The organism is Pseudomonas sp. NPDC089407, from assembly GCF_044900445.1.
Classification (GTDB): domain Bacteria; phylum Pseudomonadota; class Gammaproteobacteria; order Pseudomonadales; family Pseudomonadaceae; genus Aquipseudomonas.
On record NZ_JBJDNB010000049.1, the window covers coordinates 20181 to 45689 of the forward strand.

The 25509-nt window shown below is 64.7% G+C and carries 22 protein-coding genes; 14 read left to right on the plus strand and 8 right to left on the minus strand.

What is annotated here, in order from left to right; translation table 11 throughout:
• Nucleotides 1–145: 145 nt before the first annotated feature.
• Entirely contained in the window at nucleotides 146–2005 is a 1860-nt protein-coding gene (locus tag ACI2KG_RS27150) for an FAD-dependent oxidoreductase (RefSeq protein ID WP_404663990.1), read from the minus strand.
• A 210-nt stretch (nucleotides 2006–2215) separates the two neighbouring features.
• Between ACI2KG_RS27150 and ACI2KG_RS27155 the strand changes: the two genes are divergently transcribed.
• The 3 genes from ACI2KG_RS27155 (at nucleotide 2216) to ACI2KG_RS27165 (ending at nucleotide 5088) form a co-directional block, all read left to right on the plus strand.
• Nucleotides 2216–2707, plus strand: coding sequence for a hypothetical protein (locus ACI2KG_RS27155; protein ID WP_404664001.1), 492 nt, complete (start codon nucleotides 2216–2218; stop codon nucleotides 2705–2707).
• Nucleotides 2708–2785: 78 nt separating this feature from the next.
• Nucleotides 2786–4192 carry an adenosylmethionine--8-amino-7-oxononanoate transaminase gene (locus tag ACI2KG_RS27160; protein ID WP_404663991.1) on the plus strand — a complete coding sequence of 469 codons (1407 nt, stop codon included), beginning with the start codon at nucleotides 2786–2788 and terminating at the stop codon, nucleotides 4190–4192.
• A gap of 176 nt (nucleotides 4193–4368) precedes the next feature.
• A complete protein-coding gene (locus tag ACI2KG_RS27165) occupies nucleotides 4369–5088 on the plus strand; it encodes a 16S rRNA (uracil(1498)-N(3))-methyltransferase (protein WP_404663992.1) in 720 nt (239 codons plus the stop codon).
• Here the strand turns inward: ACI2KG_RS27165 and ACI2KG_RS27170 are convergent, their stop codons facing one another.
• The 7 genes from ACI2KG_RS27170 to ACI2KG_RS27200 form a co-directional block, all read right to left on the minus strand.
• A complete protein-coding gene (locus ACI2KG_RS27170) occupies nucleotides 5089–5706 on the minus strand; it encodes a hemolysin III family protein (protein WP_201202202.1) in 618 nt (205 codons plus the stop codon).
• Between the two features lie 243 nt (nucleotides 5707–5949).
• Nucleotides 5950–6423 carry a chemotaxis protein CheW gene (locus ACI2KG_RS27175; protein ID WP_404663993.1) on the minus strand — a complete coding sequence of 158 codons (474 nt, stop codon included), beginning with the start codon at nucleotides 6421–6423 and terminating at the stop codon, nucleotides 5950–5952.
• A complete protein-coding gene (locus ACI2KG_RS27180) occupies nucleotides 6416–11365 on the minus strand; it encodes an Hpt domain-containing protein (RefSeq protein WP_404663994.1) in 4950 nt (1649 codons plus the stop codon). The genes ACI2KG_RS27175 and ACI2KG_RS27180 overlap by 8 nt, the downstream gene beginning before the upstream one ends.
• A gap of 61 nt (nucleotides 11366–11426) precedes the next feature.
• Nucleotides 11427–13451 carry a methyl-accepting chemotaxis protein gene (locus ACI2KG_RS27185; RefSeq protein ID WP_404664002.1) on the minus strand — a complete coding sequence of 675 codons (2025 nt, stop codon included), beginning with the start codon at nucleotides 13449–13451 and terminating at the stop codon, nucleotides 11427–11429.
• Between the two features lie 47 nt (nucleotides 13452–13498).
• Nucleotides 13499–14053 (minus strand): chemotaxis protein CheW, encoded by a 555-nt coding sequence (locus ACI2KG_RS27190; protein WP_173891341.1) that lies wholly within the window; start codon nucleotides 14051–14053, stop codon nucleotides 13499–13501.
• Nucleotides 14050–14415, minus strand: coding sequence for a twitching motility response regulator PilH (pilH, locus tag ACI2KG_RS27195; protein ID WP_400612288.1), 366 nt, complete (start codon nucleotides 14413–14415; stop codon nucleotides 14050–14052). The genes ACI2KG_RS27190 and pilH overlap by 4 nt, the downstream gene beginning before the upstream one ends.
• A gap of 47 nt (nucleotides 14416–14462) precedes the next feature.
• A complete protein-coding gene (locus ACI2KG_RS27200) occupies nucleotides 14463–14864 on the minus strand; it encodes a PleD family two-component system response regulator (RefSeq protein WP_404663995.1) in 402 nt (133 codons plus the stop codon).
• 297 nt (nucleotides 14865–15161) lie between these two features.
• On the opposite strand from ACI2KG_RS27200, the gene gshB reads away from it, so the two are divergent.
• The 11 genes from gshB to ACI2KG_RS27255 all read left to right on the plus strand — a co-directional run.
• Nucleotides 15162–16115: a glutathione synthase gene (gene gshB / locus ACI2KG_RS27205; protein ID WP_404663996.1), complete on the plus strand. Its 954-nt coding sequence runs from the start codon at nucleotides 15162–15164 to the stop codon at nucleotides 16113–16115.
• 146 nt (nucleotides 16116–16261) lie between these two features.
• Nucleotides 16262–17167, plus strand: coding sequence for a TonB family protein (locus tag ACI2KG_RS27210; protein ID WP_404663997.1), 906 nt, complete (start codon nucleotides 16262–16264; stop codon nucleotides 17165–17167).
• Nucleotides 17168–17549: 382 nt separating this feature from the next.
• Nucleotides 17550–18119, plus strand: a complete 570-nt coding sequence (locus ACI2KG_RS27215; RefSeq protein ID WP_400612298.1) for a YqgE/AlgH family protein — start codon at nucleotides 17550–17552, stop codon at nucleotides 18117–18119.
• Nucleotides 18119–18544 (plus strand): Holliday junction resolvase RuvX, encoded by a 426-nt coding sequence (gene ruvX, locus ACI2KG_RS27220; protein WP_003249316.1) that lies wholly within the window; start codon nucleotides 18119–18121, stop codon nucleotides 18542–18544. The genes ACI2KG_RS27215 and ruvX overlap by 1 nt, the downstream gene beginning before the upstream one ends.
• Before the next feature lie 49 nt (nucleotides 18545–18593).
• Nucleotides 18594–19112: a bifunctional pyr operon transcriptional regulator/uracil phosphoribosyltransferase PyrR gene (gene pyrR, locus ACI2KG_RS27225; protein WP_201202213.1), complete on the plus strand. Its 519-nt coding sequence runs from the start codon at nucleotides 18594–18596 to the stop codon at nucleotides 19110–19112.
• 12 nt (nucleotides 19113–19124) lie between these two features.
• Nucleotides 19125–20129, plus strand: a complete 1005-nt coding sequence (locus ACI2KG_RS27230; RefSeq protein ID WP_008099987.1) for an aspartate carbamoyltransferase catalytic subunit — start codon at nucleotides 19125–19127, stop codon at nucleotides 20127–20129.
• The gene (locus ACI2KG_RS27235) at nucleotides 20126–21397 is read left to right on the plus strand and encodes a dihydroorotase (RefSeq protein WP_404663998.1); all 1272 of its coding nucleotides are present in this window, start codon (nucleotides 20126–20128) and stop codon (nucleotides 21395–21397) included. The genes ACI2KG_RS27230 and ACI2KG_RS27235 overlap by 4 nt, the downstream gene beginning before the upstream one ends.
• A 213-nt stretch (nucleotides 21398–21610) precedes the next feature.
• Nucleotides 21611–22141 carry an ATP-dependent protease subunit HslV gene (gene hslV / locus ACI2KG_RS27240; protein WP_003249309.1) on the plus strand — a complete coding sequence of 177 codons (531 nt, stop codon included), beginning with the start codon at nucleotides 21611–21613 and terminating at the stop codon, nucleotides 22139–22141.
• Between the two features lie 76 nt (nucleotides 22142–22217).
• Nucleotides 22218–23561 carry an ATP-dependent protease ATPase subunit HslU gene (gene hslU / locus ACI2KG_RS27245; protein WP_404663999.1) on the plus strand — a complete coding sequence of 448 codons (1344 nt, stop codon included), beginning with the start codon at nucleotides 22218–22220 and terminating at the stop codon, nucleotides 23559–23561.
• 173 nt (nucleotides 23562–23734) lie between these two features.
• Nucleotides 23735–24112, plus strand: coding sequence for a DUF971 domain-containing protein (locus ACI2KG_RS27250; protein WP_266029122.1), 378 nt, complete (start codon nucleotides 23735–23737; stop codon nucleotides 24110–24112).
• Between the two features lie 267 nt (nucleotides 24113–24379).
• Nucleotides 24380–25509: alpha/beta fold hydrolase (locus ACI2KG_RS27255; protein WP_404664000.1), on the plus strand; the 1130-nt coding region annotated here is incomplete at its 3' end.

The following is a 25509-nucleotide window of genomic DNA, read 5'->3' on the forward strand; positions in this document are numbered from 1 at the left end:
TTAACGATAGACGTAGAGTTGGGGGTTGTCAGTGCTGGCCCTATCGCCGGCAAGCCAGCTCCCACAGGGACCGCACAAGGCTTGGGGCCTGCGCTATATCTGTGGGAGCTGGCTTGCCGGCGAAGGGGCCAGCATTGCCTATAGATCAACTAGCCTTGGCCTGAGTATTGGCTACAGGTTTCTTGGCCGGTTCGGACTTGGCGGTAGCCTTCTTGGTCTCGGCAGGCTTGTGTGCTGGCTTGTGCGCCGGCGCATGCTTGGCCGGGGTTGCCTTGGTCGCCGCAGGCTTGGCTGGCGTCTCCTTGGCCACTGGCGTTGGCGCAACCGCTGCAGGCGCCGGAGCAGGCGCAACCACCGGCGCCACTTCGTCGGCCTTGGCAATCGGCTCGGCCTTCACCTCCGGTTTGTCCGCCCCGCCAAACAGACGCTTGAAGAACCCAGGCTTGTCCTGCCTGGATTCATCGGCTGGCTTGGACTCCGCTTTGACCGGCGCAGAATCGGCTTTTTCGGCCTTGTCGGACGAACCACCAAACATGTTCGAGAAGAACCCGCCCTTGCTCTCTTTCGCAGCCGCCGCGCCTGCCGCTGCAGCGGCCGCAACCGGCACCGCCTTGGCGGGGTCGAACGACTTGCCGGCCAGCAGGTCCTGTGCCTGGCTGGCGGCGCGCTGGCCACTGCGCAGGGCGCCTTCCAGGGTGCCTGGGTAGAGGGCGTCGGTGTGCTCACCGGCGAAGGTGATGCGCTGCACCGGGCGCTCCCACAGGCGCCAGAACTTGCTGATCTGCCCTGGCCCGTAGGCCAGGTAGGCACCGCCGGTACCGGCGTCGACGCTGTAGCGCTTGACCTCGTAACCGGTAAAGGCACCACGCGCCTGCGGGTAGAAGGCATGCAGGCGGATCAGTACCTGGTCGACCATCTGCTTGTCACCGAAGGCCTGCAGCAGGCGGGCGTTGTCGCCGGACAAGTTGATCACCACGTTGGCACCCCCCTTGAGCGCCGGCTCGATCCACAGCATGCCGAGGCCGGTGTTACTGAAGATTTCACCTGACATGCGTGCACGGCTTTCCCATACCGGCTTTTTGAACTTGAGCATCAGCTGGTCACGCCAGCCATAGTTGGTGCCTTTAAGCGCCGCCAGGTGCTTGCTGTCCAGACCCGGGGTCATCTGGATCTTGGCCAGCGCGCGCAGCGGCACGGCCATGACGAGGTAATCGGCTTGATAGCCGACACTGCCGACTTTGACCGTGACGCCGTCTTTGTCCTGGACAATGGCGGTCACCGGCGAACTGGTCTTGATGGTCTTCAGCTGTTTGACGAAGGCTTGGGCCAGCACCGGGCTGCCGCCAGGCAGGCGCGCGGCGCGCAGGTCGCGGTCACTGACGCCGCGGTATACGCGGTTCTGCTGGGCGAAGTACAGCAGCGACAGGCGCGACGGTTCATCGTAGCGGGTACGGATCTGCTGGTTGACCAGCTGGCGGGCAGTGGCGGGCAACTGCAGCTTGTCCAGCCAGGTGGAGACGTTGATCTGGTCAAGGGCGAACAGCGTGCTGGTAGCCTGTGGGTTCAGCGGGTCATCGATCGAGCGGGCCAGGTCGTCGAGGGTTTTCTCGTAACGCTTGAGCGCCTCGGCGGTAGCTGGCTGCTTGGCGGCCAGGTCGGTGGCACTGAAATACTCGCCGTCGATCAGGTAACCGGGGGTTCGTACGAATTCGGGTGCTGGCAGTGTTTCAAGTTTGAAACGGTCCAGGTACTGATTGAGCACCGGTTGCGCCTTGGCGTTGCCGATCCACTCGCTGGTCGCCAGGCCCGAGCGCCCGCCCATGCCTGACTTGGCTTCCAGCAGGGTCACCTGCCAGCCTTTGTTCTGCAGCTCATAGGCTGCCGTCAGGCCTGCCATGCCGCCACCCACCACAATCGCGGTGGGCGTTTTGTCCTTTGCCAGCGCCGCACCGCTGGACACACCAATCAATACCAACGCACACAGGCGCACCCAAGCAGCAGCCATGTCGGCGAACTCCGAGTCAGGGGTTACAGAAACGGGGAGAGGCAGGAATGCCCCAGAGAGATGCGTTAAGAATACGTCAGGTGTGACCACCCTGCCAGCGCAGTGACATCAAGTGTCTTTGGCAACTGACATTTTTGCCAGTAGCCATGTCACACACTGGCAGGCGAAGCTGGCGAAGATGGCCACACGCCCCGCCAGGAGGGCATGCGCATGATATTCGAGGAGCATTTCCAGCATGTAGAGCGGCAGTTTCTCTGGCACAAGCAGACACTGCGTACCGAATCGGGCCTGAGTATCCGCTCCAACAGCACCTCGTGGACTGGCTTCCATGAGGCGTTCAAAGGCGAGGATGGCACCGAACTGGTCATTGGCGAACATAGCGATGTGGAAATACGCTTTGCCCAGGAAGTCGAGTGCCTGCGCATGGAGTACTACGTTGTCAGCGACTTCCTTTGCGACAACCTGTGCATGCTGTTCGATGCCGAGAACCTTGAATACGATCTGGTCGCCCCTGCCCCACGCAACTTCTACTGGCTCACCCTCGAAGGCAGCGGCTTTCGCGACCTGCGCCCCGGGCCCATTGCGACGCAGCCCTATCATCAAGTAATTGAAGGACCATTCCGGCGCCTGACCATCTCTACTTCGCATGCAGGCACAGTCCACATCCGCAGCCTTGAATGGACCGGCACCCGCCGCCACTGAAGGCGGCGGTTGTCCTGCCCGGCGGCATTGCTTAGGCTTACGCGGTCGAACCACGCCGCAAAGCCAGGAGAAGTGCCCATGGGCCTGAATGATCAGTGGATGCAACGCGACCTCAAGGTCCTGTGGCACCCCTGCACCCAGATGAAAGATCACGAGCAGCTGCCGCTGATCCCGATCAAGCGCGGCGAAGGCGTGTGGCTGGAGGACTTCGAGGGCAAGCGCTACCTGGATGCAGTGAGCAGCTGGTGGGTCAACGTGTTCGGCCATGCCAACCCACGTATCAACCAGCGCATCAAGGACCAGGTCGACCAGTTGGAGCACGTGATCCTGGCCGGCTTCAGCCACCAGCCGGTAATCGAACTGTCCGAGCGCCTGGTGGCCATGACCCCGGCCGGGCTCGACCGGGTGTTCTATGCCGACAACGGTTCGTCGTGCATCGAAGTGGCACTGAAGATGAGCTTCCATTACTGGCAGAACGTCGGCAAGCCGGACAAGAAGCGCTTTGTCACCCTGACCAACAGCTACCACGGTGAAACCATTGCCGCGATGTCGGTGGGCGATGTGCCGTTGTTCACCGAAACCTACAAGGCGCTGCTGCTCGATACCCTCAAAGTCCCAAGCCCGGACTGCTACCTGCGCCCCGAGGGCATGAGCTGGGAGGAGCACTCGCGCAACATGTTCCAGGCCATGGAGCAGACCCTGGCCGAGCACCATGCAAGCATTTCGGCAGTGATCGTCGAGCCGCTGATCCAGGGTGCCGGCGGCATGCGCATGTACCACCCGGTATACCTCAAGCTGCTGCGCGAGGCCTGTGACCGCTACGACGTGCACCTGATCCACGACGAGATTGCCGTGGGCTTCGGCCGCACCGGCACGATGTTCGCCTGCGAACAGGCTGGCATCCGCCCGGACTTCCTGTGCCTGTCCAAAGCCCTGACCGGTGGTTACCTGCCGCTGGCTGCCTGCCTGACTACCGACAACGTGTACCAGGCGTTCTACGACGACTACCCGACCTTGCGCGCGTTCCTGCACTCGCACAGCTACACCGGCAACCCACTGGCGTGCGCAGCAGCGCTGGCCACCCTCGACATCTTCGAACAAGACAACGTGATCGAGGCCAACAAGGCCCTGGCCACCCGCATGGCCAGCGCCACTGCGCACCTGGCCGACCACGCCCACGTGGCCGAAATCCGCCAGACCGGCATGGCCCTGGCCATCGAGATGGTGCAGGACAAGGCGGGCAAGGTTGCCTACCCGTGGCAGGAGCGGCGTGGCCTGAAAGTCTTCGAGCATGCCCTGAGCCGTGGTGCCCTGCTGCGGCCACTGGGCAGCGTGGTGTACTTCCTGCCGCCTTACGTGATTACCCCGGAGCAGATCGACTTCCTCGCCGAGGTGGCCAGCGAAGGCATCGACATTGCCACCCGCGACAGCGTCAGCGTGGCGGTGCCGGCCAACTTCCAGCCCGACTTCCGCGACCCGGGCTGATCTTGCAGACCTGAACGCATACCCCTTGTAGGAGCGGCCTTGTGTCGCGAAAGGGCCGCAAAGCGGCCCCGGCAATTCGTGCATCACCGCTGAGATCCTGGGGCTGCTTCGCAGCCCTTTCGCGACACAAGGCCGCTCCTACAAAGGACGAGTCCCCCTTTTCCGACGAGCACTACATGAGACTGTCCCGCTTCTTCATCGACGCCCCCCTGAGCCTTGGCGAGCATGACCTGCCCGAGGCCCAGGCCCACTACATCGGCCGCGTGCTGCGCATGGCCGCCGGCGACGCCGTGCAGCTGTTTGACGGCAGCGGCCAGGAATACCGCGGCCAACTGCTCGAAGTGAGCAAGAAAACCGTGCGCGTCGGCCTTGACCAGGCTTTTACCGGCCAGGCCGACTCCCCCCTGCACGTCCACCTCGGCCAGGGCCTGTCGCGCGGCGAGCGCATGGACTGGGCGATCCAGAAGGCCACCGAACTGGGCGCCAACGAAATCACCCCGATCGTCAGCGAACGCTGCGAAGTGCGCCTGAAGGACGAGCGTGCCGACAAACGCCTGGCCCATTGGCGCCAGGTGGCAATCAGCGCCTGCGAACAATGCGGCCGCTCGACCTTGCCGGTCATCCACCCGCCAGTGCCTCTGGCCGAGTGGCTGAGCAGCAGCCAGGCTGATTTGAAGCTAGTGCTGCACCCTGTGGCCGAGCTGCTTACCCGCCATGAAAAGCCTGCGACCCTGGCCTTCCTGATCGGCCCCGAAGGTGGCCTGAGCGAGGCGGAGGTCGAGCAGGCCAAGGCCGCCGGTTTCCACGCTGCACGCCTTGGCCCACGTGTGCTGCGCACCGAGACCGCGCCGGTGGTGGCGTTGTCGGTGGCACAGCAGTTGTGGGGCGACTTTTAACTAACGCACGTAGAACGAAACGGCCACGAAGTGCATGAGGCTGCCGACGATCACGAACAAGTGCCAGATGCCATGCGCATGGCGCAAGCGGCTGTCGAGGGCGAAGAAGATGATGCCGACGGTGTAGAACACGCCGCCGGCAGCCAGCCAGGCAAAGCCTGCAGTGCCCAGCGAGTGCAGCAGCGGCTTGACCGCCACCAGCACGATCCAGCCCATCACCGCGTAAATGATGATCGACAGGATCCGCGCCTCGGAACGCGGCTTGATCTCTTGCAGCATGCCGATCACCGCCAGCCCCCAGACCACGCCGAACAGGCTCCAGCCCCAAGGGCCGCGCAGGCTTACCAGGCAGAACGGCGTGTAGCTGCCGGCAATCAGCAGGTAGATCGACAGGTGATCGAGCTTGCGCATGATCACCTTCGCCCGCCCGCGGGTGCTGTGGTACAGGGTGGAGATGCTGTACAGCAACAGCAACGTGCTGCCGTAGATGGAGAAACTGACGATCTTCCACGGGTCGCCTTGCAGGCCCGCGACCACGATCAGCCAGATGGCACCGATACAGGCCAGGACGGCACCGACCAGGTGGGTCCAGGCGTTGAAGCGTTCACCGTAATACATGCAAACACAGACCTCCTGAGATGGGCTGGGTTCCTGATGATGTCTGTTCCGGCCCTTTCGCAGCCCATCAGCCAACCATGTTCAGTGTAGGAGCGGCCTTGCGTCGCGAAAGGGCTGCGCAGCAGCCCCGGCAATTTATGCTGTGACAATGAGATTCTGGGGCCGCTGCGCGCCCCATCGCGACACAAGGCCGCTCCTACAACGACCGCTTCAACCCGAAAATCAGACTTTGTGCCTTGCATCCTACCCAAGCTCTGGTTGCAGTTCCGCGTCACGCACCAGCCTTTCCAGCGCGGCCAGGTCCGGCACCCGCGCCACCTGCTCGCCCACCTGCACCGCCGCCAGTTCCAGCCGGCCCAGCGCCACGTCCACGTAGTTCAACTGGCTGTCGAGCTTGCACGAGCGCGGGATGTCCTGCAGTAGCAGCGCCAGGTAGCGCAGGCCGGTATCACCCAAAGCATTCAGCACCACCACCCGCGCTCGCTCCCCGCAGGGTGTCTCACCGCCGCAAGCCGCCTCGAAGCCGATCAACGGCAGGCGTTGCTGGCGCCAGTCGATCCAGCCCAGGTGCCAGGCCGGGTCGCCGTGCTGGCACACCAGGTTGCGTTGGCCACTCAACTCGGCAACCGCCACGTTGGGCAGCACCAGGGTACGGTCACCCAACGGCAGCAACAGCCCGGTCAGGCTGCTGCGCTGGCCGGCAATCAGTTCAAGCATGGATCTGGCTCCAGTGGGCAATGCTCTGCAACAGCAGCGACTCCTGGTACGGCTTGCCCAGGTATTCGTTGACGCCAATGGCCATGGCGCGGTCGCGGTGCTTCTGCCCGGTACGCGAGGTGATCATGATGATCGGCAGGTCTTTCAACCGCTCATCACGGCGAATTCGCGTGGCCACCTCGAAACCGTCCATGCGCGGCATCTCGATATCCAGCAGCAACACGTCGGGGCGGTGTTCCTCCAGCTGGGCCATGGCATCGACCCCGTCCTTGGCCGTGAGCACACTCATGCCGTGGCGCTCCAGCAGGCGGCTGGTGACCTTGCGCACCGTTACCGAGTCGTCCACCACCATCACCAGCAAGGCGCGGCGCGGTGCCGGGCCGAGCAGTTGGCGCTGGCTGCCACCACCGGGCAAGCGCGCCAGGCGGCGCTGCTGGCCACGCAGTTGACCGAGCAGATCGAGAATCAGCACCACCCGGCCATCGCCCAGCAGCGTCGCCCCCGACAGCCCGGCCACCGCAGCAAACTGCGGCCCCAGGCTCTTCACCACAATTTCGCGGCTAGGCGACAGGGCGTCGGCCTGGATGGCGAACGACTGTTCCTTGGCATGCACCAGCAGCACCGGCAGCGGCACGCTCTGCCCCAGCAAGGCTGGGCGCGGCATGCCTTGCAGCAACTCGCCCAGGTAACGCAGCTCGTAGGCATGGCCCGCGTAAACGTAACGCGGCGAATCCAGCTGGTAGCAGGCCGCCAGCTCTGTCGGCGGCACGCGGACAATCCCCTCGATGGTGTTGAGCGGGATGGCGTACTGCTCTTCGCCCAGGTGCACCATCAGCGCACGGTTGATCGACACGGTGAACGGCAGGCGGATCAGGAAGCGCGCGCCCTTGCCCTGGGCCGACTCGATGCTCATTGAGCCGCCCAGTTGCTTGACCTCTTCGTGTACTACATCCATGCCCAGGCCGCGCCCGGAAATCTGGGTGATTTTCTCAGCGGTGGAAAAGCCCGGGCGCAGGATGAACTGCAGGATCTCGTGGTCGCTCAAGTGCGCCTGCGGGTCCAGCAGGCCGCGCTTGATGGCCTTGCGCCGCACCGCCTCCAGCGGCACACCGGCGCCGTCGTCGGTCATTTCGATGACGATATCGGCGCCTTCGTGCAGCAGGTTCAGGTGAATGGTGCCCTGCTCCGGCTTACCCGCGGCCAGGCGCATTTCGCGGCTTTCCAGGCCATGGTCGACGGCGTTGCGCAGCATATGCTCCAGCGGCGCCACCATGCGCTCGAGCACGCTGCGGTCCAGTTCGCCCTCGGCGTTGCCGACCACCAGTTCCACTTGCTTGCCCAGTTCGCTGGCCACCTGCCGCACCACCCGCTGCAAGCGTGGCACCAGGCGCTCGAATGGCACCATCAGGGTGGCCGTCAGGCCTTCCTGCAACTGGCTGTTCACGCGCGCCTGCTGCTGCAGCAGGCTGTAGGCCTCGTGGGCGCGCTGGGCCAGGGTTTCCTTCAGGTCGAGCAGGTCCGAGGCGGACTCGAACAGCGCTCGGGACAGCTGCTGTAACTGTGAATGGCGGTCCAGTTCCAGCGGGTCGAAGTCGTCATAGGCATCACCTTCGAACGGCTGCCGGCTGGAGATCCGCCCCTGGGTCTCGATGTCCAGGCGCAGCAACTGGTCGCGCATGCGCTCCAGGGTGGTCTCCATTTCGTTGAGGGTAAACTGCGCATCGTTGACCTGCTGCTCGATGCGCCCACGGATGATCGAGTGCTCGCCGGCCAGGTTGCCCAGGTCGTCGAGCAGCTCGGCATCGACCTTGACCATGTCGCCCGGCGCCCGCTCTGGCGCCGCGGCCGGCACCTCGGCGCTGGTAGCCTCTTGCGGCCCTTGGCCGGCGGCACTGTCGGTCAACGCAGCGCTGCTGAAGTTGCGAATGTAGTCGATCAGTGCCGTGGCGGCATGCAGCGGCTGGCCGAGGCGCACGGCATCGAGCATGTGCGCCAGGCGGTCGTGGCAGTTCTGCAACAGCGCGAACAGCGGCGCACTCGGAGGCAGACGGCCGGCGGCCAGCAGTTCGTAGAGAAATTCCAGCTCGTGGGCCAGGTCGCCGATTGGGGCAATCTCGACCATCCGCGCCACGCCCTTGAGGGTGTGCAGGTCGCGCATCAGGTTGTCTACTTCGACGCTATTGCGCGGGTCGGCTTGCCAGCGGGCCAGGGCTGCGGCGGCGCTCTCGACGATGTCCGAGCTTTCTTCGAGGAACACTTCCAGCAGCTCTTCGCCCGGTTTTTCCGGCGTTTCAGGCGGCGCCTCGACTACCTCCGGCAACAAGGGCGGGCGTGGCAACCCCAGGCCCAGGGAATCGGCCAGGTCCATGTCCGGGTGCAGCGGCGTTACCGAGTCGATACCCACCAGGCCGGTGGCATCCGGCGCCAGGGCCTGGTCCAGCAGCGTGCGCAGGCCGTCGACCAGCGCCGGGCGCGGCGGGATATCCTGCCCGGCCGCCACTTCGTCGAGCATGTCCAGCAGGGCTTCATGGGCTTGCTGTGCCTGGGCGAAGAAGCGTGCGTCGGCGGGCAGGCTGCCCTCCTCCACGGCGCCGTAAAGGTCGAGCAAGGCCTCGCACACGTCATCCATCTGCCACAGGTCGGCCAGGTGCGCGGCATGGCCCAACGTGGTCATTTCATCGAGCAGGGTGTCCAGCGCATCACGCTGACCGGGCTGTTGCTGCCAGCGTGACAGCAGTGATTCGGCATTGAGCAGGATGTCCATGGCCTGGGCCAGGAAACCGGCGACCTGCTGTGGGTCGCGCTTGCCGCGCCGTGCGTGCTGCGGGTCGTGATGCAGGTTGGCCAGGCGTTCGTCCACGGCCTGGCCAACCTGTTCGATCAGCTCCGCGGCGCCGGGGATGGCTGCCAGCGGCGCGCTGTCGAGTTGCGTCAGGCCCAGGTGGAACAACGCGCGTGCGGCCTCCAGCCATTCGACCTCGGCCATTTGCAGGGGCAACTGATGGCCCTTGTACTCACGAACCAGGCGGTCGAAGGCTGTGGCCAGTTCGGCGATCGGCATCACACCGGCCATGGCAGCACTGCCCTTGAGCGTGTGCAGGGCACGTTGCAGGCCATCACTGACCGGCGTGCCATGGCCATCGGCAGCCTGCAGGAAAGCGTCGAGGCTGGCCAGGTGGCCCTGCGCTTCAGCCCGAAAAATATCCAGCAACTGCGGGTCGAGGCCGTCGAGATCGGCAGCCGCCGGTGCATCATTCTCGGCCAGGGCATGCAGGTGCCCGGCCAGCTGTTCGATTTCGCTCAATTGCGGCAGCTGGCCAGCGGCAAAGTCGGCCAGCAGGTCGGGCAGCTGGACAAAGGCCTGCTGCAGGGCCACCACGCCTTCCGGGCTGAGCACGCTGCGGCCTTCGAGTACCCGGTTCAGCAGGTGCTCGGCGCCCCAGACCAGTTCGGCCACGGCCTCGGCGTGCACCATGCGCCCACTGCCTTTGAGCGTATGCAGCGCCCGCCGCACTTCGCCCAGCGCTTCACGTTGCTGGTTGTCGGCACGCCAGCGCAGCCAGTGGCGCTCGATTTCCGGCAGCAGTTCACCGGCCTCTTCGAGGAACACCTCGCGCAGTTCGTCATCGATGCCATCGCCGCTCTCATCCAGGCCGGCGCCGGCTTCGACCTGCGTACAGTGCACCCCCAGCGCTGCCAGGCTGGCCCGGGCCCTGTCGATAAAGGGCTGGCCATCGGCCAACGGGTCGGCCACGCGCCATTGCAGGTAGCATTCAGCGGCGCTCAGGGCCTCGGCCAGGTGGGCCAACTCTTCGGCGGGCGGCTCCGTTTCCAGGTGCTGCAGCCAGCGCTGCACATAACCGGCACAGCCGGCAAACAGCTCGGCCACGGCAGGCAGCATCAACATCGCCAATGCCCCACGAATCTGCTGCAACAAGCCCGGCAAGGGTTGCAGGCGCTGGCGCGGCCAGCCGGACTCCAGGCAATCGCCAATCAAGTCCTTGGCCTGCTGCAGCACGTTCAGCGACTCGCTCAGCACCAGCTGGCGAATCTCGGCCAGGTCCGAGCCGGGCAGGCCGCCCTGGCCGTTTTCTTCCAGCGGGCCGACCATGCCATTGAGTGTGGCCTCGACGTACAGCAGCGCCCCTGCCACATCCATCAGGACGGCGTCGTCCACGGCCCGCTCACCCTCGGCCAAGGCCTGCAATGCCAGCACCTGGTCGATGATCACCCGCCGCGGTTGCTGGAAACCCAGCACGGCCAGGGTGTCGGCCACATGACGCAGTGGCGCCAGCAAGGCGTCGAGTTGCTCGCTGTGCTGACGGTCACCGCGCACGAACTGATCGAGGCGTTCCTTGATGCGCATCAGGTCGTCGCACAGCGCGCTCACCACCGAGCGCAAGGCATCCCGGCCCGGCCCGGCCTGCAACTGGTCGCGCCAGTTGCCCAGCGACAGGTCGAGGTTGGCCAGGTCGTCGGCGCCGGCAAAGCGTTGCGCGGCGCCACTGATCAGGCTGGCCTGGGCCAGCGGCTCGACGCCACGGCAGCCGCGCAACTGGTTGAGCAGCGGCAGCATCACCAGGGGCAGGTCGTGGCGCGCACCGCGCAAGCGCTCGAGGTAGGACGGCAGTTGCTCAAGACCACGGAACAGCGCACCCAGGCAATCGCCCCGCGGGCTGACCTGGCCTTCGGCCAAGGCCTTGGCGAACAGCTCCAGCTCCTCGGCCAGGCGTGTGGCGCCCCGTAGTTCGAGCATGCGCAGGCAACCGTGCACCTGGTGCAGGTTGTCGACCACGAAGGCCAGCATCGACAGATCGCCCGGCTCGCCGGCAAAGCGCTCCAGGGCCTGGCGCGCCTGGCCCAGGCAGTCGAGGATGGCCGCCTTGGTCCAGGCCAGCGCCACCGTGTCGTGGCGCTCGGGGCTTGGTGCTGTTACGGCCATGGGTACTCCTCAGCGCTGGTCATCAGTCGGGCTCATCAGTACGGCTCATCAACTGGCCGCTTCACCTGGGCTCAGCAGGTGGCGGCAAGGTGAAACCGGACACCGAACGGCGCATCTCGCTGGCCATGCGCGCCAGGTGGCGGATGCTGTCGGCGGTGGCGCCAGAGCCGGCAGAGGTTTGCGCGGTAATCTGCTGGATCACCGCCATGGTGTGGGAGATCTGCCCGGCCGACGAGGTCTGCAACTGGGCGGCATCGGAAATGCTGTGGATAAGGTCGGCAAGGTTCTGCGACACGCCCTCGATCTCGGCCAGCGCCACCCCGGCATCCTGGGCAAGGCGGGCGCCGCGCACCACTTCGGCGGTGGTCTGCTCCATGGAGATCACGGCCTCGTTGGTGTCCGCCTGAATGGTGCGCACCAGCGCCTCGATCTGGCGGGTGGCCGACGACGAGCGTTCGGCCAGGCGTTGCACCTCGTCGGCCACCACGGCGAAACCACGGCCGGCCTCACCGGCCAGCGAGGCCTGAATTGCCGCGTTCAGGGCGAGGATGTTGGTCTGGTCGGCAATGTCGTCGATCAGGCTGACGATGTCGCCGATTTCCTGGGAAGACTCGCCCAGGCGCTTGATCCGCTTGGCGGTGTCCTGGATCTGCTCGCGAATGTTGTCCATGCCGTTGATGGTGTTGTGCACCACCTCGTTGCCCTTGTTGGCGATGGCCACCGAGCGCTCGGCCACCTTGGCCGACTCGTAGGCGTGCGCGGAAACCCGGTCGATCGACTCGACCATGTCGCCAACCGCCTCGGAGGCTTCGCTGATCTGATCGGCCTGGTGCTCGGAGGCCTTGGCCAGTTGACGTGCGGTGTTCTGCGTGTCCTGCACGGCAGCGGCAACCTGCACCGCACTGTGGTTGATGGTGGCAACCAGGTCACGCAGCTGGTCTACGGAATAGTTGATCGAGTCGGCAATGGCGCCGGTAAAGTCTTCGGTCACCGAGACAGTCACCGTCAGGTCGCCATCGGCCAGCTCTTCGATTTCGTCGAGCAGGCGCATGATCGCCTGCTGGTTGCGTTCGTTCTTTTCTGCCGTCTCGCGCAACTGGCGGTTGGTGGTGCGCACCATGACCAGGCCAATGAGGATGATCGAGGCCAGCGCCAGCAGGCCCAGGGCATAGCCACCCACGGTATCGAGGGTGCGCCCGCCCGCCAGGTTCTCGAAGCTGTTGGCCAGGTGTGAGGCCTCGTCGAGCAGGGTTTGCGACAGGCTGAAGATATTGCCTGCCGCCTCGCGCACCCGAAACAGCTCGGGCGAGGTTTCGAGGATTTCATCCACCGAGCCGGCAACGAACTGGAACAACTCGGCAATTTCGGCCAGCCGGGCACGGGCGTCAGCATCTGCAACACGGGTCACCTGAATGGTCGCGTTGTCGTTGAGCATGCCCTCCAGCACCTGACCAAAGCGCCCGGCATCGCGGCCAAAGGCATCAGCTGCCTGCGCTGCCGTATCGTCGCCGGCCAGCACGGTATTGACTGAGCCAAGGATGCGCTCGGCCAGCAAAAGCTGGCGCTGGGCCACCGCGACCTGGTTGGCCGGAGCGCCGCTCTGCAGCAGGATCTCGACGACCTTTTCGTACTCCACCTGCAACTGCGGCACGGTCTCGGCCAGGGTCGCCGCCACCTGGTGCAGCGACAGCACGGTTTGCTCGCTGGCCAGGATGGTGTCGGTGTTCTTGCGCAGGTTTTCCCAGTCGCGGCGTACCGCTTCCATCTCGTCACGCACCGAGACCGGTGCCGGCGGCAAGCCGGTGGACTTGTCGCCCTGGCGCAGGTAGCCCCAGCGCCGCTCGAAATCGTTGCGTGAATCCGACAGCAGCTTGAACGCGAGGGCTTTGCCGGTGGCCGCCTCGGTGGCGTTCTTGGCAATGCGCTGCGACAGCACGCGCAGTTCGCCGGCATGGCCGATGTACTGCTTGTCGTAGTTGGACTGGGTATTGAGGTAGGCGAAGTTGGCGAACAGCAGGATGATCGACAGGATCAGGATCAGGAACAGCACAGTGATCTGCGCGATACTGCGGGTACGTGGGGTCACGGTGGTGGCTGTGACGGGGGTGGCAGGCTTGTTCACGTTCACAGGTCCTATAACGCCACATCGAGAAAGCCCGGCGCCTGGGCCAGGGCGAAGGGGCTGAAGATCGCCCAGTTGCGTTCACGCGGGAAGTGCCCCTGCACAAAGCGTGCAGCAGCGCGGATCAGCGGCTGCGGCGGCGACAGTTGCAGGCTGTCGAGGGCAAAGTGCTGCAGGCCAAGCACCTCGTCCACCAGCAGGCCGACGAACAGGTCTTCATGGTCCAGCACCAGCACCCGGCGCTGCTTGCCCGGGGCGACATGGCCCAGCCCAAAGAAGCTGCTCAGGTCCATCACCGGCAACAGCCGGCCACGCAGGTTGGCCACCCCGCAGACCCACGGCTGCACACCGGGGACGCGGCTGCTGCGCGGTTCGCGCAGCACCTCGGCCACTTCGCCCATGGGCGCGACGAACCACTGCCCGGCAATGCGAAAGCCGATGCCGCTCCACTCCTGCAGGCGATTGTCCTGCGGTGGCTGGTCGGCGACCAGCAAACGGCAGCGCCGGTCGATGTCCAGCAACAGTTCGAAGGCGGTCAGCGACGCGCCCTGCGGGCGGGTGGTCAAGCCCCCAGCACTTCTTTGAGCTTGGCAATCAGCGCGTCTTCTTCGACCGGTTTGGTGAGGAAGTCACGGGCACCCTGGCGCGTGGCCCAGATGCGGTCGGTTTCCTGGTCCTTGGTGGTCACCACGATCACCGGGATGGCGCTGGTTTCCGGGTCCTTGCTGAGCTGGCGGGTGGCCTGAAAGCCGTTCATGCCGGGCATGACGATGTCCATCAGCACGGCATCGGGCTTGTCCTGTCGGGCCAGGGCCACGCCGTCGGCACCGTTGCTGGCCTTGAGCACCTCATGACCGTGTTTTTCAAGCCATCCAGCCAATTTGTACATCTCTGTCGGCGAGTCGTCGACAATCAGAACTCGGGCCATGCTGGTTCCCCATCAGGAAAGTAGGACCGTGCCATGGCGGGGCGCGGTCAGGGTGCGTGTTGTTGAGATGCGGCAAACCCGGGCACGTGGGCGCGGATCGCGTCGAGCAGTTCTTCCTTGCTGAACGGTTTGGTCAGGAACTGATCGGAACCCACCACCCGGCCGCGGGCTTTGTCGAACAGGCCATCGCGCGACGACAGCAGGATTACCGGGGTGTCCTTGAAGGCACTGTTGTGCTTGATTACCGCACAGGTCTGGTAGCCGTCCAGGCGTGGCATCAGCACATCGACGAAGATGATGCTGGGCTGGTGGTCGACGATCTTGGCCAGGGCGTCGAAGCCATCGCTGGCGGTGATTACTTCGCAGCCCGCTTCACCGAGCAACATCTGCGCGGTGCGGCGGATCGTGCGCGAATCGTCGATCACCATCACCTTCAGGGGTTGTTCCATCACTTGGGCTACCGTCGCTGTTTTTGCTGAAACCGTGGGGCCGCTGCGCGCCCTGATCGCGACACAAGGCCGCTCCTACAAGGGAACGCAAACTCCTGTAGGAGCGGCCTTGTGTCGCGATCGGGCTGCGCAGCAGCCCCAAAGGCCTGTTGTACAGCACTATGACTGGCATTTTTAGCACACTCCGGGTGGCCATTCCATCTGCGCCGCCCCTTGACCAGCGGCGTTCACAGCGCCACCCTGAGCCACTTTTCTTTCGATCCATCGCGGCCACGCGCCGCCAAGAGGAACCACCCCATGAACGTTCGCCTCGGCATTGTCATGGACCCCATTGCGTCCATCTCCTACAAGAAGGACAGCTCGCTGGCCATGCTGCTGGCCGCCCAGGCACGCGGCTGGAGCCTGTTCTACATGGAGCAGCGCGACCTGTACCAGGGCGAAGGCAAGGCCCGTGCGCGCATGCGTCCACTGAAGGTGTTTGCCGACCCGGCCCGCTGGTTCGAGCTGGGCGAGGAGCAGGACAGCACGCTGGCCGAGCTGGATGTGATCCTGATGCGCAAGGACCCGCCATTCGACATGGAGTTCGTCTACAGCACCTACCTGCTGGAGCAAGCCGAGAATGACGGCGTGCTGGTGGTCAACCGCCCGCAAAGCCTGCGTGACTGCAACGAAAAGCTGTTTGCCACGCTGTTCCCGCAGTGCACGCCGCCGACGCTGGTCAGCCGTCGCCCGGACATCATTCGCGCGTTTGCGGCCCAGCATGGCGATGTGATCCTCAAGCCGCTGGATGGCATGGGCGGCACGTCGATCTTCCGCCACCGGGTGGGCGACCCCAACCTGTCGGTGATCCTCGAAACCCTGACCGCGCTGGGTGCCCAGCAGATCATGGCGCAGGCCTACCTGCCGGCGATCAAGGACGGCGACAAGCGCATTCTGATGATCGACGGCGAACCGGTCGACTACTGCCTGGCGCGCATCCCGGCCAGCGGCGAGACCCGTGGCAACCTCGCCGCCGGTGGCCGTGGCGAAGCCCGCCCGCTGAGCGAGCGTGACCGCTGGATTGCGGCTCAGGTCGGCCCGACCCTGCGCGAGAAGGGCCTGCTGTTTGTTGGCCTGGACGTGATCGGCGACTACCTCACCGAAATCAACGTCACCAGCCCGACCTGCATTCGCGAAATCGACAATGCCTACAACACCGATATCGGTGGCAAGCTGATGGACGCCATTGATCGCCAGCTGAAGGCGCGCTGACCGGCAACGCGCGGCAAACACCCAGAGTGGGGTAATATGCTCAGCCGCAAGCTACAAGCTGCAAGCCACAAGAACAGCCGGCCTGCGCCGAACTGCTCTTACTTGTAGCTTATAGCTTGAAGCTTGAAGCTGCCCCTGGATACCTGATGACGCTGCCCGCTGACATCCCCGCCGACCTGCTGCCGCCCCGTGTTCGCCCGGTGGACCGGCTCGGCTTTACCCTGTTCCTGGCTGCCCTGGTGCACCTGGCGCTGATCCTTGGCGTCGGCTTCAGCGTGGTCAAACCGGCCGAAATCCGCCACACCATGGACATCACCCTGGCCACCTTCAAAAGCGAAAAACCGCCGGAGAAGGCTGATTTCCAGGCCCAGGACAACCAGCAAGGCAGCGGCACCCTGGACAAGAAGGCGGTGCCCAAGACCACCGAACTGGCACCGTTCCAGGACAGCAAGATCAACAAGATCACCCCGCCGCCTGCGGCCAAGCCCGAGGTGGTGCCACCGCCAAGCCCGCAGAAGTCAGCGGTAGTGACCACTGCACCCAAGGCGCAGAAGGTCGAGCCCAAGCCCAAGGAAAGCAAGCCGCAGCCCAAACCCGCCGCGCCTGCGCCGGACTTCGACAGCTCGCAGCTGTCCAGCCAGATCGCCAGCCTGGAGGCGGAGCTGTCCAACGAACAGCAGCTGTACGCCAAGCGCCCGCGGATCCACCGCCTGAACGCCGCCTCGACCATGCGCGACAAGGGCGCCTGGTACAAGGAAGAGTGGCGCAAGAAGGTCGAGCGGGTGGGCAACCTGAACTACCCCGACGAAGCGCGCCGGCAGCAGATCTACGGCAACTTGCGCATGATGGTGTCGATCAACCGCGATGGCTCACTGTACGAGGTGCTGGTGCTGGAGTCGTCCGGGCGACCGGTGCTGGACCAGGCGGCGCAGCGTATCGTCCGGTTGGCGGCGCCGTTTGCGCCGTTTACCGGGGACCTGGCCGAGTTTGACCGGCTGGAGATCATCCGCACCTGGCGCTTTGCCCGTGGGGACCGTTTGTCCAGTAATTGAGGTTTTGCCTTGGGTGTAGGGCTTTGGGTATGCGGTGGCGCGGATATCGAGCGCCGCCCGCGCGGCGCTTCGCGGGGCAAGCCCGCTCCCACATCTGTTTCTGGCCAATTATTCCTGTGCCAGGTGGGTTGCAGCCTTGATGCATGGCTGGAGATAGATGAAAAGCAGTTTTGCTCGATATCGAATGGAACAAACAAGGCGGACAGCGGTGCCCTCACAGGAGTGACTGGCCTGAAACAGATGTGGGAGCGGGCTTGCCCCGCGAAGCGCCGCGCGGGCGGCGCTCGATCTCACAGGCGCCAAAACCCTCAAGACAGGCGCCAACCAGATGACACAAAGCGCACCTTGTCAGCCCCGCCACCTGGCGCCACACTATCCCCCCATGAAAACCCTCACGCCGAGCTACCTCAAGCATCAGTTCCTGATCGCCATGCCGCACATGGCCGATCCGAACTTCGCCCAGACCCTCACGTACATCGTCGAGCACAACGCCCATGGCGCCATGGGCCTGGTGGTCAATCGGCCGCAGGAGCTGAACCTGGCCGACATCCTCGAGCAGCTGCGCCCGGACGAAACGCCGCCGGCCGACACCTTGCAAGTGCCGATCTACCAGGGTGGCCCGGTGCAGACCGACCGCGGCTTCGTGCTGCACAGCAGCGAATGCAGCTTCCAGGCAAGCGTGGCGCTGGAAGGGCTGACGCTGACCACCTCGCAGGACATCCTGCTGGCCATCGCCGCCGGGGTCGGCCCGAAACAGAGCCTGATCACCCTCGGCTATGCCGGCTGGGAGGCCGGCCAGCTGGAAGCGGAGCTGGCCGACAACGCCTGGCTCAACTGCCCGTTCGACCCGCAAATCATCTTCGGCATGGCCAGCGACCTGCGCCTGGAGGCCGCCGCCGCCAGCCTGGGCATCAACCTGCACCTGCTGACCAGCCAGGCGGGCCACGCGTGATGGCCGAACTACGCTTACTGCTGGGCTTCGACTACGGCAGCAAACAGATCGGCGTGGCCGTCGGCCAGGTGATTACCGGCCAGGCCCGCGAACTGTGCACCCTGAAGGCACAAAACGGCGTGCCGGACTGGGCCCAGGTAGAAAAGCTGATTGCCGAATGGAAGCCCGACGCCATCGTCGTCGGCCTGCCGCTGAACATGGACGGCACGCCCAGCGAAATGAGCGCCCGCGCCGAAAAATTCGCCCGCCGCTTGAACGGCCGCTTCAACCTGCCCGTGCACACCCACGACGAACGCCTGACCACCTTCGAGGCCAAAGGCGAGCGCATGGCCCGTGGCGGCCAGCGCGGCAGCTACCGCGACAACCCGGTCGATGCCATCGCCGCCGCCCTGCTGCTGCAAGGCTGGCTGGAGGCCAATACCTGATCATCTTTGCCGCCGGCCCCGCCCGGCGCACCCTTCCGAGGAGCCCGCAATGAGCCTACCCAACCCCGCCGAGCTGGTCCGGCAGATGGCTGTCGACCTTCGTGCCCACCTGGCCCGCCGCAACATCAGCGAACCGCGTTACATCGGTATCCGCACAGGCGGCGTCTGGGTTGCCCAGGCCCTGCAGGAGGCCATGGGCGACACCAGCGCCATGGGCACCCTGGACGTTTCGTTCTACCGCGACGACTTCAGCCAGAACGGCCTGCACCCGCAGGTACGCCCGTCCGAGCTGCCGTTCGAGGTCGAAGGCCAGCACCTGGTGCTGGTGGATGACGTACTGATGAGCGGCCGCACCATCCGCGCGGCGCTCAACGAACTGTTCGATTATGGCCGCCCGGCCAGCGTCACCCTGGTCTGCCTGCTGGACCTGGATGCCGGCGAACTGCCGATCCGCCCGAATGTGCTTGGCGCCACCCTGTCGCTGGCTGCCCATGAACGGGTAAAATTGACCGGACCCGCACCGCTCGCCCTCGAGCGCCAGGACCTCGCCTCCGCTTCCGCCCTTTAAGAGTCCCCCGCGATGACGCCAATCGACGCCAAGCGCCCGCTGCAGCTCAATGATCAGGGCCAGCTGCGCCACTTCCTCTCGCTCGACGGTTTGCCCCGCGAACTGCTCACCGAGATCCTCGACACCGCCGACTCGTTCCTGGAAGTCGGCGCCCGGGCTGTGAAAAAAGTCCCGCTGCTGCGCGGCAAGACCGTGTGCAACGTGTTCTTCGAGAATTCGACCCGTACCCGAACCACCTTTGAACTGGCGGCCCAGCGCCTGTCGGCCGACGTGATCAGCCTGAACGTGTCGACCTCCTCGACCAGCAAGGGCGAGACCCTGTTCGACACCCTGCGCAACCTCGAAGCCATGGCCGCCGACATGTTCGTCGTGCGCCACTCCGACTCGGGCGCCGCGCACTTCATCGCCGAACACGTGTGCCCGGACGTTGCCGTGATCAACGGCGGTGACGGCCGCCACGCGCACCCGACCCAGGGCATGCTCGACATGCTCACCATCCGCCGCCACAAGGGCAGCTTCGAAAACCTGTCGGTGGCCATCGTCGGCGACATCCTGCACTCGCGCGTGGCCCGTTCCGACATGCTCGCGCTGAAAGCGCTGGGCTGCCCGGACATTCGCGTGATCGGCCCGAAAACCCTGATCCCGATCGGCATCGAGCAATATGGCGTGAAGGTCTACACCGACCTCGCCGAAGGCCTGAAAGACGTCGACGTGGTGATCATGCTGCGCCTGCAGCGTGAGCGCATGGCCGGCGGCCTGCTGCCCAGCGAAGGCGAGTTCTACCGCCTGTTCGGCCTGACCACTGCGCGCCTGGCCGGGGCCAAGCCGGATGCCATCGTCATGCACCCGGGCCCGATCAACCGTGGCGTGGAAATCGAGTCGGCAGTGGCCGACGGCAAGCACTCGGTGATCCTCAACCAGGTCACCTATGGCATCGCTGTGCGCATGGCGGTGCTGTCCATGGCCATGAGCGGGCAGAACGCGCAACGTCAATTCGACCAGGAGAACGCCCAGTGACCATCAGTATTCTTGGCGCCCGGGTCATCGACCCCATCAGCGGCCTGGACCAGGTCACCGACCTGCACCTGGACGGTGGCCGCATTGCCGCGATCGGCGCTGCCCCGGCCGGTTTCAGCGCCAGCCGCACGATCCAGGCCGATGGCCTGGTTGCAGCGCCTGGCCTGGTCGACCTTGGCGTGTCCCTGCGCGAGCCGGGTTACAGCCGCAAGGGCACTATCGCCAGCGAAACCCGCGCCGCCGTGGCCGGTGGCGTCACCAGCCTGTGCTGCCCGCCACAGACCAAGCCGGTGCTGGACACCTCGGCAGTGGCCGAACTGATCCTCGACCGCGCCCGCGAGGCCGCCAACAGCAAGGTCTACCCGATCGGTGCCCTGACCAAGGGCCTGGAAGGCGAACAGCTGGCTGAACTGGTGGCCCTGCGTGATACCGGTTGCGTGGCCTTCGGCAACGGCCTGAAGGAAATCCCCAACAACCGTACCCTGGCCCGCGCCCTGGAATACGCCGCCACCTTCGACCTGACCGTGGTGTTCCATTCCCAGGACCGCGACCTGGCCCAGGGCGGTTTGGCCCACGAAGGCGCGATGGCCAGCTTCCTCGGCCTGCCGGGTATTCCGGAAAGCGCCGAGACCGTGGCCCTGGCGCGCAACCTGCTGCTGGTGGAGCAGTCCGGCGTACGTGCGCACTTCAGCCAGATCACCAGCGCCCGTGGCGCGCGGCTGATCGCCCAGGCCCAGGCGCTTGGCCTGCCGGTGACCGCTGACGTTGCGCTGTACCAGCTGATCCTCACCGACGAGTCGCTGCGCGAGTTCTCCAGCCTGTACCACGTGCAGCCGCCGCTGCGCACTGCCGCTGACCGTGACGGCCTGCGCGAGGCAGTGAAGTCGGGCGTGATCCAGGCGATTTCCAGCCACCACCAGCCGCACGAGCGCGACGCCAAGCTGGCCCCGTTCGGTGCTACCGAGCCAGGTATCAGCAGCGTTGAGTTGCTGCTGCCACTGGCCATGACCCTGGTGCAGGACGGCCTGCTCGACCTGCCGACCCTGCTGGCCCGCCTGAGCAGCGGCCCGGCTGCGGCCCTGCGCCTGCCGGCCGGTGAGCTGAAAGTGGGCGGTGCTGCCGACCTGGTGCTGTTCGACCCGCAAGCCTCGACCGTTGCCGGCGAGCAATGGCTGTCGCGTGGCGAGAACTGCCCGTTCAACGGTCACTGCCTGCCGGGTGCGGTGCGTTATACCTTGGTCGATGGGCATGTTTGCCACGAGGCCTGAGTAACCCTCACTGGCCTCATCGCCGGCAAGCCAGCTCCCACAGGAAATCACTGCCCTCAAGGCCTGTGGTAATCCTGTGGGAGCTGGCTTGCCGGCGATGAGGCCAGCGCAGCAGAACACTGACCATTCATCCCCCACGGTTGAAATCCTTCCCCCCACCCCCATATGAGTCTGCATCAGGCACTTTCGCCCCGCTGCGTGGAGACTCTCCCCTTGACCACCATCGTTTCTGTCCGCCGTAACGGCAAAGTCGTCATGGGCGGCGACGGCCAGGTATCCCTCGGCAACACCGTGATGAAAGGCAACGCCAAGAAAGTGCGCCGCCTGTACCACGGCCAGGTCATCGCCGGCTTCGCCGGTGCCACCGCCGACGCCTTCACCCTGTTCGAACGCTTTGAAGGGCAGCTGGAAAAACACCAGGGCCACCTGGTTCGCGCCGCCGTCGAGCTGGCCAAGGAATGGCGTACCGACCGTTCTTTGAGCCGCCTGGAAGCCATGCTGGCCGTGGCCAACAAGGACGCCTCGCTGATCATTACCGGCAACGGTGACGTAGTCGAACCCGAAGACGGCCTGATCGCCATGGGTTCCGGTGGCGCCTACGCCCAGGCCGCAGCCCGCGCCCTGCTGAACAAGACCGACCTCTCGGCCCGTGAAATCGCCGAAACTGCCCTGAACATCGCCGGTGACATCTGCGTGTTCACCAACCACAACCTGACCATCGAGGAGCAGGACCTGGCCGACTGATTCAGCTGTTCTGGCGCCCCTTCCCGGTGACGGGGCTTTTCCACGCTGACTCATCTGCCCAAGGACCATTTTCATCATGTCCATGACCCCCCGCGAGATCGTCCACGAACTCAACCGCCACATCATCGGCCAGGACGACGCCAAGCGCGCCGTCGCCATTGCCCTGCGCAACCGCTGGCGGCGCATGCAGCTCCCAGCCGAGCTGCGTGCCGAAGTAACGCCGAAGAACATCCTGATGATCGGCCCTACCGGTGTCGGCAAGACCGAAATCGCCCGTCGCCTGGCCAAGCTGGCCAACGCGCCGTTCCTCAAGGTCGAAGCCACCAAGTTCACCGAAGTGGGCTACGTGGGCCGCGACGTCGAGTCGATCATTCGTGACCTGGCCGATGCCGCGCTGAAGATGCTGCGCGAGCAGGAAATCGTCCGCGTACGCCACCGCGCCGAAGATGCCGCCGAAGACCGCATCCTCGATGCCCTGCTGCCTCAGGCCCGGGTGACCAGCTTCAGCGAAGAAGCCGCGCAGACCAGCAGCGATTCCAACACCCGTCAGCTGTTCCGCAAGCGCCTGCGCGAAGGCCAGCTGGACGACAAGGAAATCGAGATCGAAGTGGCTGATACCGCCGGTGTTGAAATTGCCGCACCGCCTGGCATGGAAGAAATGACCAACCAGCTGCAGAACCTGTTTGCCAACATGGGCAAAGGCAAGCGCAAGGCGCGCAAGCTGAAGGTCAAAGAAGCGCTGAAAATGGTTCGCGACGAAGAAGCGAGCCGCCTGGTCAACGAGGAAGAGCTCAAGGCCAAGGCCCTGGAAGCGGTCGAGCAGCACGGCATCGTGTTCATCGACGAGATCGACAAGGTTGCCAAGCGTGGCAACGTTGGCGGCGCCGACGTGTCCCGTGAAGGTGTACAGCGCGACCTGCTGCCACTGATCGAAGGCTGCACCGTCAACACCAAGCTGGGCATGGTCAAGACCGACCACATCCTGTTCATTGCCTCGGGTGCCTTCCACCTGAGCAAGCCAAGCGACCTGGTGCCCGAGCTGCAAGGCCGTCTGCCGATTCGCGTCGAGCTGAAGGCACTGACCCCGGAAGACTTCGAGCGCATCCTGCGAGAGCCGCACGCGTCGCTGACCGAGCAGTACCAGGCGCTGTTGAAAACCGAAGGCCTGAACATCGAGTTCGTCGCCGACGGCATCAAGCGCCTGGCCGAGATTGCCTACCAGGTCAACGAAAAGACCGAGAACATCGGTGCCCGCCGCCTGCACACCCTGCTTGAGCGTTTGCTGGAAGAAGTGTCGTTCAGTGCCGGTGACCTGGCCAGCGCCCATGATGAAACGCCGATCCAGATCGATGCCGCGTATGTGAACAGCCACCTGGGTGAGCTGGCGCAGAACGAAGACCTGTCGCGTTACATCCTGTAAGACCGCAGGGGGCCGCTGTGCGGCCCTATCGCGACACAAGGCCGCTCCTACAAGGGACCACGATCTCCTGTAGGAGCGGCCTTGTGTCGCGATAGGGCTGCAAAGCAGCCCCCTTGCACATTCCCCCAAATCTCCCGAAGCTGTGCACTATCAGCTCCCCAGAGATTCCAGCCATGGCCCGCCTGCCCACCGCCATCAACCTGCACAAAGCCTCGAAAACCCTCAGCCTCACCTACGCCCCCGGCGAGGTCTACACCTTGCCCGCCGAATTCCTGCGCGTGCACTCCCCTTCTGCCGAGGTCCAGGGCCACGGCAACCCCATCCTGCAGTTCGGCAAGATCAACGTCGGCCTCAGTGGCCTGGAACCCGCCGGCCAATATGCACTGAAACTGACCTTCGACGATGGCCATGACAGCGGCCTGTTCACCTGGGAATACCTCGAACAGCTGTGCCTGCGCCAGCAACAGCTGTGGGCCGAGTACCTCGACGAGTTGCACAAGGCCGGTAAATCCCGCGACCCGGCCGAATCGGTGGTGAAACTCATGCTCTAGCGCAAGGCCTGCAGGGTTTAGAGCGCATTTTCTAAATTCATCTGTTTGAATGACTTACAGACAGCCCAGTGACGGGCTGTCTTGCGCATTACATGAAAGTCGGGTAACCAATGGGTGTGGCAAGGTCCCTGCATCCATTTGCAGGCAGTCTAAACCCCCGCAGCACCGCTGTTTCTTATCACTGGTCACCCGAGTAGCAGTACCGGGCTCAGGGCTGTGCGCCGTCACAGCATCCGGTACTCGTCTCAGGACAACGGAGCGTCGTAGATGAGTAACAAGAACAACGATGAGCTGCAGCGGCAGGCCTCGGAAAACACCCTGGGGCTGAACCCGGTCATCGGCATTCGCCGCAAGGACCTGTTGAGCTCGGCACGTACCGTGCTGCGCCAGGCCGTGCGCCAACCGCTGCACAGCGCCAAGCATGTGGCCCATTTTGGCCTGGAGCTGAAGAACGTGCTGCTGGGCAAGTCCAGCCTGGCCCCGGAAAGCGATGACCGTCGCTTCAATGACCCGGCCTGGAGCAACAACCCGCTGTACCGTCGCTACCTGCAAACCTACCTGGCCTGGCGCAATGAGCTGCAGGACTGGATCGGCAGCAGCGACCTGTCGCCCCAGGACATCAGCCGCGGCCAGTTCGTCATCAACCTGATGACCGAGGCCATGGCGCCGACCAACACCCTGTCCAACCCGGCAGCGGTCAAACGCTTTTTCGAAACCGGCGGCAAGAGCCTGCTCGACGGGCTGTCCAACCTGGCCAAGGATATGGTCAACAATGGCGGCATGCCCAGCCAGGTGAACATGGACGCCTTCGAGGTGGGCAAGAACCTGGGCACCAGCGAAGGTGCGGTGGTGTACCGCAACGATGTGCTGGAGCTGATCCAGTACAGCCCCATCACCGAACAGGTGCACGCTCGCCCGCTGCTGGTGGTGCCGCCGCAGATCAACAAGTTCTACGTATTCGACCTGAGCCCGGAAAAAAGCCTGGCGCGCTTCTGCCTGCGCTCGCAGCAGCAAACCTTCATCATCAGCTGGCGCAACCCGACCAAAGCCCAGCGCGAATGGGGCCTGTCCACCTACATCGACGCGCTCAAGGAAGCGGTCGACGCGGTGCTGGCGATTACCGGCAGCAAGGACCTGAACATGCTCGGGGCCTGCTCCGGCGGCATCACCTGCACCGCGCTGGTGGGCCACTATGCCGCCATTAACGAGAACAAGGTCAATGCCCTGACCCTGCTGGTCAGCGTGCTGGACACTACCATGGACAACCAGGTGGCGCTGTTCGTCGACGAGCAGACCCTGGAAGCGGCCTTCTTCGCCCAGCAAATGGCCCATCCAGCTGGCCAGCTGCGCCTTGCCCTGGCGCTCGCCGCGGCCTTTGCGTTCTGCGGTCCAGGCGC